The following is a 10949-nucleotide window of genomic DNA, read 5'->3' as shown; positions in this document are numbered from 1 at the left end:
CCGCCGACACTTACTCGCCAAAGTCCGACTGTCAGAGTGTCCTTACCGGAGATTTTTGGGTCTCCGGTAAGGACACTTTTACCTATTTGACAAAGGGAATCATATCAACGCCCGCAGCACGCGCGGCTTTGTAGTGGAGGCAAAGCCGCAACGGAAAAGCCGTCGCTGTGCCTGCGATTGTTAAATGCCATTAGACTCGTCACTCAACTGGTTTTTCTTTTTTAGAACACACTGCATCGGAGTTATTTTATGTTCACTGTCACTATATGAAGAAAAGAAACCCTCAAACACCTTGCCATTATTTTTTAACATGAGCGACAACGCCCCACGATCTATATGATCTCTGCTACATGTTTCATAACAACCAGAAAGTATTAAGTTTTTAAAAGTGCCTGAGATAGTGTAGGTGTGAACTTTGCTGGCACCACCGATCTCAATAATGCGCCCATTTATTTTATGCCCTGTTCTAAAAATTTCGACTCTTACGATAATTGGCACGGAACGAATAGCTATTTTAATGTGTTTCTCTTTTTCGGGTTCTTGCTTGCCTTCTGAGTCGTCATGAAGAATAAGTTCAGCGCTTACTTCTCTCTGCTCGCCCTGCTCACTAACTGACAAAGCAGGAACAGGCTCACCTCTTTCGGCCTTCCTTTCTTTTCTAAGGCGCTCTTGAAACCTTCGCCAAGCAGCCCTTTTCGCTGCTCTATCGAGATCCTCTAAGCCAAGGTAGGGTATCAGTATCCCAGACCATTCCCCCTCAATGCATACATCTTGATATAGAAGATTTTCAAACCAAGGCTCGATGTTTTTTCGCCATAAAATAGCGAAAACGAAAAGTAATAATGCGGTAATTAGACCACTGATAATACCGCTAGCCAAAGAACCAAATAGATTGGTAGAGCTGTTCGCGGACTCATTTAGATACCACCAAAGAAATACACCTGAAACAACCAGTATAAAATGCGGGAATATTCTCCAAGCCATACCCGCTACTTTCTTCAAATACTGCACATAATCTCCTTTGGCATTTAACAGCTGTATAGTGCGCATGCGCGTTTTGGTCCTCGGAGGAGTGTAAACGCGCATCGCTATCTGTTTGTATTCGCTGGATATAATAGAGTTTAGTCCTAATATCCCTTGCAGCTAAACGCGCATGCGCGGTTTCCAAACCTATTATCTACCAGCTGTATTTTTTAACTTTATGAATTTAATGTTATTTTCTAAAATGTTACAGAAATAACGCGCACACTTAGCTGCAAATTCCCGGCATTTTTCCTGGAACGTCAATAATACTGTATAAAAATCAGTTATTAGGCGCTTGTCATAAGCGCTCCAAGCCCTGCAACTAAGGGCCTTAAAACCAAGGGCCCTACAACTCAGGCCCGACAAAAAACGTTAAGTAACGCGATGGCTACCGCACGGGTCCAAACTCTGTTCGTCCCTGCATTCCGCTGAAAACCGAAAAGCGCTGCTGCTCTCGGCCTTAAGCTTAAGGAAGTGCTAAAGCTAAGCGTTTGAATTGGTTATACAATAGCCAGCATTGAATGTTAAAACAATTAGCCAAAGGTCAAGTTTTGACAAAGGCAACAAAACCCTGATTTAGGTTGTTTTTGCAACAGAATTGACTGGGTGTTTGCATTCTTTTCTGTTTTTGACAGTCATAGTCCCACCTAGTACTGGCCGAGCTTCCGGCCACGGTGTAGCCCATCACCTGCGGTGCGCCTTTCGCACAGGCGATCCTGTGACACGCTGCGAGTACATCCTTGTAAGCTCTGCCTCGCCATCCCTAGCTCGGAAGGTCACAGTTCCGCCTGCGCCTAGAAATGAGGTGTATGTCTGCGGGTATATAAGCAACTTCAAGCAACACTATTCTTGGAGAATTGCACCGACTCCCGCTCGAAGCGGCCGCAGGGCGTTGATGATAATCGCGTAGCGAGGCATGGCCGTTCACGGCATTGGGACTCCTGTCCAGCAAATGCTAACGCAACTCAGTCGAATCGTGGGCGAGCGTCGCCTAGCGACGAGCTAGCGAGCGCGAAACAGGATGTTGAGCTGGGCCAGAGTCACATGGGTGTGACTCTGAGCGTCTGGCGCGATAGCGAATTGGCATCATAAGTACAAGGGGTTTTCCGCTGCGTCGCGGGTCGCTGGGGGTTTGGAAAGGGGGCGAGTCGATACAGCCCCCTTTCCTCGGGTGTGGGGCNTTTCCGCTGCGTCGCGGGTCGCTGGGGGTTTGGAAAGGGGGCGAGTCGATACAGCCCCCTTTCCTCGGGTGTGGGGCGGCGAGTGTCGCCTAGCGACTGGCTACGAGCGAGAGCCAGGGATGGCGAACTGGCCGTTGTGCATGGATGCACTTGCTCCACGATTTTCGGCCGCTGGCACAGCGGCTAACATAGCTTCCAGCTAAAAGTATCTAAGTTAGTATTGGCCGAACTTCCGGCCATGGTGTGGCCCATCACCTGCGGTGCGGATAGGCAGGAAGCCTGAATGCAGTGAAGGACAGGACGTCCGGGAACTGCCTTTCGCACAGGCGCTCCTGTGACTCGGCGAGAGTTGCGCAGCAACATGTTTTAGAGCGCGAACCAAGGATAGAAAGCTGACCATTGTGCATGGAGGCATTTACACCACAACTTCAGGGCGTTCAACAACGGTTCTCGCACACCTGCTGTTTGGAGCAAGAAAGCAATGGTTTTCCAAAACCCGAGTGTTATAGCGTTAGATAGCAAAAGCCGGGATTAAACCCGGCTTTTATATCGAGCGAAGAAAGGTACTAGCCTCAGCTACCGAGGCGCTCTTTGATGGCTTGGGTGATAATACTGGCACCAAAACCATTGGCTTCGGCCCAGTCGACTATGCTCTTGCCATCGGCTTCCGCTACTTCCAGTTCGGTCTTTGACAAGCGTTTGGCAATAAACTCGCCGGTATCTTCGGCGTTGCTGTGATAGGCGGTGCGCAGCAGACTTTCACCGTCACAGGAGAGCCCGGAATAGATATTACGCAGCTTCACTCGGTTCTCTTTCAGCTTCTTACGCAGGCGGTTTTTGTCGTTGGACTTGACGTAATCACAGATACTGGCAGCCAAAAGATCTTCGGCTTTAGCGGTTGAGGGGACTGACACTGAGGATACAGCAATCAGCGCAGCAATGGCCGCGGGCAACAGACGCATCTGACACTCCTTTTTGTAATAGTTATTAAAACCAAGAGTCCCCGGCAGACAAGTCTGCCGGGGACTCTTGGCATAAGGATCGCTTCGTGGCTGACGCCACTCACGTTTCAGGGTTCAAAAGTCTGTTTTAATTTAACACTTTCTAATCATATTGATAAAGCGAAAACTCAAACCGTTTACACCGCAACCACTTTCCTCATCGATTAGCTGCCAACTACCGTCATCCCAATCCGGAAAGCGAGTGTCCCCTTCCACTTGCAAGTCTATCTCTGTCAGATACAGCCTATCGGCCTGAGGCAAAATTTCCCGGTAGAGCTGGCCCCCGCCTATCACCACCAGCTCTTCGCAGTCTCCAGCCGCTTCCACAGCCTCTTTGAAGGAAGAAACCCGGGTAACACCTTCCGGGGCATAGTCGCTCTGGCGGCTGATCACTATGTTATGGCGCCCGGGCAGAGGACGACCTATGGATTCGAAGGTCTTACGTCCCATCACCACCGGCTTTCCCAGAGTCATCTGCTTAAAATGGCGCAGATCTTCCGGCAGGTGCCAGGGCATTTGGTTATCTTTGCCTATGACCCTGTCATGGGCCATGGCGGCAATCATGGCGATGCGCATATACGCTCCTTGTTATTATTGGATTAAATCACCGGGCGAGTACGGAAATACAGCAAGCTAGGCATTGCCAGACCGACAGACAAAGCCCCGAGAATGAACACGGTTTTCAGACCATTGGTGACCACCTGCTCCCATAGCTCGGTACTGAGTTGTGACTGGGCGGTCAATTGCACCAAGGCAATCACAGTGTTGTAGGCATAAGAACCCGGGATCATAGGGATAATCGCCGCCACGGCATACAGCAGCGGCGGTGCCAGATGACGCTTGGCAAAGGCAATAGTCACCATGCCTATGATGGCGGCAGCGGCAAAGGTGGCCCACTCTATCGGCAAGCCAAACTGCAACATCAAGGTCCGTGAGCTGTGGCCTATGGCCCCGGCCAGAGCACAGTAAAGCAGATAACGCCTGGGAACATTGAACAGCATGGCAAAGCCCATGGCGGGAATAGCCGAGAAAAAGGCATCATTCAGCAGTAACAACAGAGTGTCCATCACAGGAAAATCCCCCCAAGCTGCATGGCAATGGTAATGCCTATCACGGAAGAGACAGTCATCAAGGTCGCCTGCCCCCAGCGGGAGATCCCCACATTCATATGGCCTTTAACCATGTCCGATATCGAGTTGATCATCGGAAAGCCGGGAACCAGCATCAGCACAGAGGCCGCCATCGCCAGCTCAGGGGTTTGGGTCACAGGATAGAGATACCCCAACTGGGCGGCCAAACTGGTGACAAAGGCGGTCACGGCAAAATTCACCAACACATTGAAGTGACGTTGCGCCATGGCCAGGCGCACAAACATGCCGATCACCGAGGCAAAGAAGGTGAAAAGGCATGCGGCCAGGTCGCCACCGAACAGATGACAAAAGCTGCCGCAGGAGAGGCCTATCATGGGGATAAGCAGCCACTTGGGGTAAGTTTTGGGTTGCAGTCTGGCGAGGCGTTTGCGGACTTCATTGGGGCCATAGAGGCCTTTTTCGGCCAGCAGGCAAATGCGTTGCAGCTCGCACACCACTGTCATATTGATGCCGTGCTCACGAATGCGCCGGGTAGTGGTAATACAACGGCCGGAAACCAAGCTGGTGAGCACCAGCGAATTGGAGGAGATGGATAGCTCGACACTGGCCAAGCCAAGTGCCCGGCCTAGACGCTGACTGATCTCTTCAACCAGTTCAGATTCAGCGCCGTAGGCCAGCAATAGCTGAGCAACCCGGACGACCTGCCGGGTGATATCGTTTTGGGTATCAGCGTACACAGGTGTTCAGGCTCGCTCAGATATTATCTTTGGTAAATAACCTCGACATCGTAATCATCGTCGTCGAAGTCATCGTCGAACTCATCATCATAGTCTTCGTTGAGATCTTCCAAGCTATCCTGGTGGTAGTTGTCCCACTTGAACTCAACATCGGCATCCGGATCTTGCTGTTGCTCTTCCGCCGGTAGACTGCTGATAAAGTCATAGAGCTTTTCAGCCAGTTCCTTGGTGCCTTCACGGGTATAAGCCGAAATGGTATAAACATCCCCTTCCCAGCCCATCTCCTTGACTATGCTGTCGACTCTTTCCTGCAGCTCTTCTTCCAGCAGCAGATCTGTCTTGTTGAACACCAACCAACGTGGCTTGGAAGCCAGCTTGGGCGAGTATTTTTCAAGCTCAGTAACAATCGCCTTGGCCGCTTCGGCCGGGCTGGTGCCATCGAGAGGATCGATATCCAGGATGTGCAACAATACACGGCAACGCTCAAGATGCTTGAGGAAGCGAATCCCTAGACCGGCACCTTCGGCGGCGCCTTCGATCAACCCTGGGATATCTGCCACCACAAAGCTCTGCCCTGGGCGAGGATTTACCACACCGAGATTAGGCACCAAGGTGGTAAAGGGATAATCGGCTACCTTAGGTGTTGCACGAGAAACCGCCCGAATAAAGGTCGACTTACCGGCATTTGGCATACCGAGCAGACCCACATCGGCCAACAGCATCAGCTCAAGACGCAAGCTACGCACTTCACCGGGGGTGCCCAGGGTTTTTTGTCTGGGGGCACGGTTCACACTGCTCTTGAAGCGGGTATTGCCAAGACCGTGGAAGCCACCTTTGGCCACCAACAGTTTCTGGCCATGCTGGGTCAAGTCACCGAGCACCTCATCGGTTTCTTCATCAACCGCCCGAGTCCCCACAGGCACCTTGAGCACCAAGTCCTGACCGCCCTTACCGGTACAGTCACGGCCACGGCCGTTTTCACCACGTTCGGCCATATGGAAACGCTCAAAACGATAGTCAATCAAGGTGTTGAGGTTGTCATCGGCTTGCAGATAAACACTGCCACCGTCGCCACCGTCGCCACCATCTGGACCACCATCCGGCACGTATTTTTCACGTCTGAAGCTGACGCAGCCACTGCCACCATCTCCAGCTTCAACTCTGATCACTGCCTCATCGACAAACTTCATACATACTCCTGGCACCAAGGAATGGGGCAATTATACTGCCTAACCCTGTGGGGCGCCAAAAAACAGAAACTATGGCTCTCGCCCAAAACAAAAGCCCCACCAATGGCGGGGCTCAAAGCAATTCTGGTTTGAAGATTAGTCTTCGATGCTAACGAACTTACGGTTGTTAGGACCTTTAACTTCAAACTTAACTTTGCCGTCAGTCAGGGCAAACAGAGTATGGTCACGACCGATACCTACGTTAACACCTGCGTGGAACTTAGTACCACGTTGACGAACAATGATGTTACCAGCCAGAACTGATTCGCCGCCGAAGCGCTTTACACCAAGACGTTTGCTTTCTGAATCGCGGCCGTTACGAGTAGAACCGCCAGCTTTTTTGTGTGCCATGAGTCAGACTCCTATTAAGCGTTGATAGCAGTGATTTTAACTTCAGTGAACCACTGACGGTGGCCCATTTTCTTCTCGTGGTGCTTACGACGGTTGAACTTTTGGATAGTTACCTTTTCACCACGGCCATGGCTAACAACAGTAGCCACAACTTTACCACCTGCTACCAGAGGGGTACCCACATGAACGTTTTCACCATCAGCGATCAACAGAACTTGATCGAACTCGATAGTTTCACCAGTGGCAACTTCAATTTTTTCCAAACGAACAGTATGGCCTTCAGCAACACGGTGTTGCTTACCACCACTTTGAAAAACAGCGTACATAGCTATTTTACTCCGAAATTCTTAACACGCCGGCTCATCACTATGAGTCTGGGTGCTACAAAAACTTTAATGACAATGGGCGCGGAGTTTACGCGAAGAATCCCTTACTGGCAAGTCTTAATTACCGAAGAAGAAAAAAAGACCGGATTAACTCGCACAATGCTCTCTCTGCTACTGTCTTGTTCATTAATTTTAGGTAAACTTCAGTTCATTACAATACTTAAGCACATCGGGAACCGTCGATTCGGCGTTCCTTCATACCTAGAGTCTACTATGGATTTAACTGCTATCCGTCAGCTGGCTGACGCCGACATGCAAGCCGTCAATCAACTGATCTACAAACAACTCGAATCTGATGTTGCCCTGATCAATCAATTGGGGTTCTACATCATCAACGGTGGCGGCAAGCGTATGCGGCCGTTACTGTCGATTCTGGCGGCCAGAGCACTCGACTATAGCGGTGAAGCACACTTGAAGCTGGCTGCCATCATCGAGTTTATTCACACGGCTTCGCTGCTTCACGATGACGTGGTGGATGAATCCACTCTGCGCCGCGGACGGGAAACCGCCAATGCCCTGTTTGGCAACAGTGCCAGCGTGCTGGTCGGTGACTTCCTTTATACCCGCTCCTTCCAGATGATGACCGAGTTGGAGTCGATGAAGGTTTTGCAGGTACTGGCCAATGCCACCAATATACTGGCAGAGGGCGAAGTACTGCAGTTGATGAACTGCAACGATCCGGATACCACAGAAGCCAGCTATATGCGGGTGATCTACTGCAAAACAGCCAAACTGTTTGAAGCTGCAACCCGTCTGGCCGGTGTGCTGGCCGGCTGCGATAGCGAAATGGAAACAGCGCTGGCCGACTATGGCAAATACCTGGGCACCGCCTTCCAGTTGACCGATGATCTGCTGGACTACACCGCCGATGCCGAAGAGTTGGGCAAGAACATAGGTGATGACCTCGCCGAAGGTAAGCCCACACTACCGCTGATCTACGCCATAGCCCATGGCACAGAAACACAAAGACAGATGATCCGCCAGGCGATTGAGCAAGGTGACGGCACAGAGCATATCGAAGAGATCATCAATGCGCTCAACACCTGTGGCGCACTGGAATATACCCAACAAAGGGCCTATGAAGAGGCTGATAAGGCCGTAGCGGCGCTTTCGATACTGCCTGAGTCCGATTACAAGCAGGCGCTGGTTGGCCTGGCTAAAATCGCCGTAGCCCGCAGTCACTGATAGGTTAAAGACGACGAATTAAAACCCATCAGTTGAATTTGTCGTTTAACCCAAGCAAAAAAAAGGAGCACTTTGAGTGCTCCTTTTTGTTTTTGGTGTGTTGTTTATGGTGTGATTACTGCTCAAACACCAAGTTGTCGTCGCGATAGTCCACCTTGATCGGCTGCCCTGGCAGTAACTCGCCTCTAAGCAGCTTTTGCGCCAGTGGGTTTTCCACCTCTTGCTGCAGTGCCCGCTTCAGCGGCCTTGCACCATACACAGGGTCGAAGCCTGCTCTGGCAATAAAGCTCAGCGCGGCATCTGTGATCTCCAGCTCGAACTCTTTCTCCGCCAAACGTTGGCGCAGCGACTCGACCTGAATCGCGGCAATACTCTTGATATGCTCGCTCTCCAGAGGGTGGAACACCACGGTTTCATCGATCCGGTTGAGGAACTCGGGGCGGAAGTGGTGCTGCACCACATTCATCACCTGAGCCTTCATCTCATCGTAACTTTGGTGACTGAACTGCTCCTGGATAATGTCGGAACCCAGGTTCGAGGTCATGATCACCACGGCGTTACGAAAGTCGACCGTACGACCCTGACCATCGGTCAGGCGGCCATCATCCAGTACCTGCAGCAGTATGTTGAACACATCCGGGTGTGCCTTTTCCACCTCATCGAGCAGGATCACCGAGTAGGGGCGACGACGCACCGCTTCGGTGAGGTAGCCCCCTTCCTCATAACCCACATAGCCCGGAGGCGCCCCGACCAACCTGGAGACAGAGTGTTTCTCCATAAATTCGGACATATCTATCCGCACCATGGCGCTCTCTGTGTCGAACAGGAACTTGGCCAGCGACTTACACAGCTCAGTCTTACCTACCCCGGTCGGGCCGAGGAACAGGAAAGAACCTATGGGCCGGTTAGGATCGGCCAGACCCGCACGGCTACGACGGATGGCGTTGGCCACGGCATCGACCGCCTCATCCTGGCCTATCACCCGCTCATGCAGCGCATCTTCCATATGCAGCAGTTTTTCCCGCTCACCTTCGAGCATCTTGGAAACCGGGATCCCGGTCGCCTTGGAAAGTACCTCGGCAATTTCAACATCCGTGACCTTGTTACGCAGCAAGGTCATATCTTGCATCTCGGCCTGAGACGCCAGATCCAGCTGTTTCTCCAGCTCTGGGATGCGGCCGTATTGCAGCTCGGACATCCGGGTCAAATCACCGGCGCGGCGCGCCACTTCCATATCCAGTCTGGCTTGCTCCAGATCCGCCTTGATATGCTGAGTGCCCGCCAGTGCGGCTTTTTCTGTGTGCCAAATCTCGTTGAGTTCGGCCGCCTTCTGCTCGACTTCCACCAGCTCGCTGCGCAGGTGTTCGAGACGCTTACGACTGGCCTCGTCGTTTTCCTTCGCCAACGCCTGCTCTTCCAGCTTAAGCTGAATGATACGGCGCTCGAGGCGATCCAGCGGCTCCGGCTTGGAGTCTATCTGCATTCGAATGCTGGAAGCGGCTTCGTCGATAAGGTCGATGGCCTTGTCCGGCAACTTACGATCTGACACATAACGGTGGGACATGGTCGCCGCCGCCACAATCGCCGGATCGGTGATCTCCACATGGTGATGCAGCTCGTAGCGCTCTTTCAGACCACGCAAAATGGCGATGGTATCCTCGACACTGGGCTCATCCACCAGCACTTTCTGGAAGCGCCGCTCCAGCGCCGCATCCTTCTCAATATACTGACGATATTCATCCAGGGTCGTGGCACCGACACAGTGCAGCTCACCGCGGGCCAGTGCCGGCTTGAGCATATTACCCGCATCCATGGCGCCATCGGATTTACCCGCGCCCACCATAGTATGCAGCTCGTCGATAAAGAGGATCACCTGCCCCTCTTCCTGAGCCAGCTCGTTGAGCACAGCCTTGAGTCTTTCTTCAAACTCACCACGGTATTTGGCACCAGCCACCAGAGCACCGAGATCCAGCGACAATACCCGTTTATTCTTGATGCCTTCGGGCACCTCGCCATTGACGATACGCTGCGCCAGCCCTTCAACAATGGCGGTCTTACCCACACCGGGCTCACCGATAAGCACAGGGTTGTTCTTGCTGCGACGCTGCAATACCTGCACTGTGCGGCGAATTTCATCGTCACGGCCAATAACAGGATCCAGTTTGCCCTGCTCGGCACGCTCGGTCAGATCTATGGTGTATTTCTTCAGCGCCTGGCGCTGATCCTCAGCATTGGGATCGTCTACCTTCTGGCCGCCACGTACGGCTTCGATGGTTTTCTCCATCAGCTCTTTGGTCGCACCGGCCTGCTTGAGGCACTGTGCCAGGGTGTCGTTACCTTCCAGTGCCGCCAGAATAAACAGCTCACTGGAGATATATTTGTCTTTGCGCTTCTGTGCCAGCTTGTCGCACAGATTCAGCAAACGTATCAGCGCCTGGGATAACTGAACATCACCGCCTGTGCCTTCCACCTGTGGCAAGCGCTCCAGTTCCTGACTTACCAGGGAACGCAGAGTGCTGACCTGAATACCGGCTTGGGTCAACAGCGGGTGAATTGAACCGCCATCCTGATTTAACAAAGCCATCATCAGATGGACGGGTTCTATGAACTGATGGTCACGGCCAAGAGCCAGAGATTGGGCATCCGAGATAGCAAGCTGAAATTTATTGGTCATACGATCGAGTCGCATACAGCCTCCTGAAACTCTCAAAATAAGGTATTACTTTGTTAGCTTAAAGATGGGGATGCTTTGAATAATTTCAAGT

10 protein-coding genes are annotated in these 10949 nt (G+C 52.0%); 1 reads left to right on the top strand and 9 read right to left on the bottom strand.

Features of this window, described 5'->3' with window-relative positions; translation table 11 throughout:
* Positions 1–180: 180 nt before the first annotated feature.
* The 8 genes from CBE72_RS05410 to rplU form a co-directional block, all read right to left on the bottom strand.
* Positions 181–1011: a hypothetical protein gene (locus tag CBE72_RS05410; protein ID WP_157929041.1), complete on the bottom strand. Its 831-nt coding sequence runs from the start codon at positions 1009–1011 to the stop codon at positions 181–183.
* Between the two features lie 1765 nt (positions 1012–2776).
* Complete coding sequence (locus tag CBE72_RS05405; protein WP_100142620.1) at positions 2777–3166, bottom strand: DUF3718 domain-containing protein; 390 nt, start codon at positions 3164–3166, stop codon at positions 2777–2779.
* Positions 3167–3298: 132 nt separating this feature from the next.
* Positions 3299–3781 (bottom strand): type 3 dihydrofolate reductase, encoded by a 483-nt coding sequence (gene folA, locus CBE72_RS05400; RefSeq protein ID WP_100142619.1) that lies wholly within the window; start codon positions 3779–3781, stop codon positions 3299–3301.
* A 23-nt stretch (positions 3782–3804) separates the two neighbouring features.
* Positions 3805–4272: a threonine/serine exporter family protein gene (locus tag CBE72_RS05395; protein WP_222943400.1), complete on the bottom strand. Its 468-nt coding sequence runs from the start codon at positions 4270–4272 to the stop codon at positions 3805–3807.
* The gene (locus CBE72_RS05390) at positions 4272–5033 is read right to left on the bottom strand and encodes a threonine/serine exporter family protein (protein WP_025012065.1); all 762 of its coding nucleotides are present in this window, start codon (positions 5031–5033) and stop codon (positions 4272–4274) included. Before CBE72_RS05390 ends, CBE72_RS05395 begins: the two co-directional genes overlap by 1 nt.
* Before the next feature lie 23 nt (positions 5034–5056).
* On the bottom strand, positions 5057–6223 hold the full coding sequence (gene cgtA, locus CBE72_RS05385; protein WP_100142618.1) for an Obg family GTPase CgtA: 1167 nt from the start codon (positions 6221–6223) through the stop codon (positions 5057–5059).
* A 135-nt stretch (positions 6224–6358) separates the two neighbouring features.
* Positions 6359–6613 carry a 50S ribosomal protein L27 gene (gene rpmA / locus CBE72_RS05380; protein WP_011760936.1) on the bottom strand — a complete coding sequence of 85 codons (255 nt, stop codon included), beginning with the start codon at positions 6611–6613 and terminating at the stop codon, positions 6359–6361.
* Between the two features lie 14 nt (positions 6614–6627).
* Positions 6628–6939 (bottom strand): 50S ribosomal protein L21, encoded by a 312-nt coding sequence (gene rplU, locus CBE72_RS05375; RefSeq protein WP_100142617.1) that lies wholly within the window; start codon positions 6937–6939, stop codon positions 6628–6630.
* A 273-nt stretch (positions 6940–7212) separates the two neighbouring features.
* Here rplU and ispB point away from each other — a divergent pair, with 273 nt between their 5' ends.
* On the top strand, positions 7213–8184 hold the full coding sequence (gene ispB, locus CBE72_RS05370; RefSeq protein ID WP_100142616.1) for an octaprenyl diphosphate synthase: 972 nt from the start codon (positions 7213–7215) through the stop codon (positions 8182–8184).
* Positions 8185–8299: 115 nt separating this feature from the next.
* Here the strand turns inward: ispB and clpB are convergent, their stop codons facing one another.
* Positions 8300–10873 (bottom strand): ATP-dependent chaperone ClpB, encoded by a 2574-nt coding sequence (clpB, locus tag CBE72_RS05365; protein WP_028780876.1) that lies wholly within the window; start codon positions 10871–10873, stop codon positions 8300–8302.
* Positions 10874–10949 lie beyond the last annotated feature (76 nt).

The sequence above is a fragment of the Shewanella carassii genome, from assembly GCF_002777975.1.
In the GTDB taxonomy this organism is placed as follows: Bacteria; Pseudomonadota; Gammaproteobacteria; order Enterobacterales; family Shewanellaceae; genus Shewanella; species Shewanella carassii.
This window is presented reverse-complemented; position numbering and strand designations above follow the sequence as displayed.

Excerpts from the sequence above, each read along its gene's own strand:
- CBE72_RS05405 (WP_100142620.1), bottom strand. The coding sequence starts at position 3,166 with ATGCGTCTGTTGCCCGCGGCCATTGCTGCGCTGATTGCTGTATCCTCA.
- folA (WP_100142619.1), bottom strand. The coding sequence starts at position 3,781 with ATGCGCATCGCCATGATTGCCGCCATGGCCCATGACAGGGTCATAGGC.
- CBE72_RS05395 (WP_222943400.1), bottom strand. The coding sequence starts at position 4,272 with ATGGACACTCTGTTGTTACTGCTGAATGATGCCTTTTTCTCGGCTATT.
- cgtA (WP_100142618.1), bottom strand. The coding sequence starts at position 6,223 with ATGAAGTTTGTCGATGAGGCAGTGATCAGAGTTGAAGCTGGAGATGGT.
- rpmA (WP_011760936.1), bottom strand. The coding sequence starts at position 6,613 with ATGGCACACAAAAAAGCTGGCGGTTCTACTCGTAACGGCCGCGATTCA.
- rplU (WP_100142617.1), bottom strand. The coding sequence starts at position 6,939 with ATGTACGCTGTTTTTCAAAGTGGTGGTAAGCAACACCGTGTTGCTGAA.
- ispB (WP_100142616.1), top strand. The coding sequence starts at position 7,213 with ATGGATTTAACTGCTATCCGTCAGCTGGCTGACGCCGACATGCAAGCC.
- clpB (WP_028780876.1), bottom strand. The coding sequence starts at position 10,873 with ATGCGACTCGATCGTATGACCAATAAATTTCAGCTTGCTATCTCGGAT.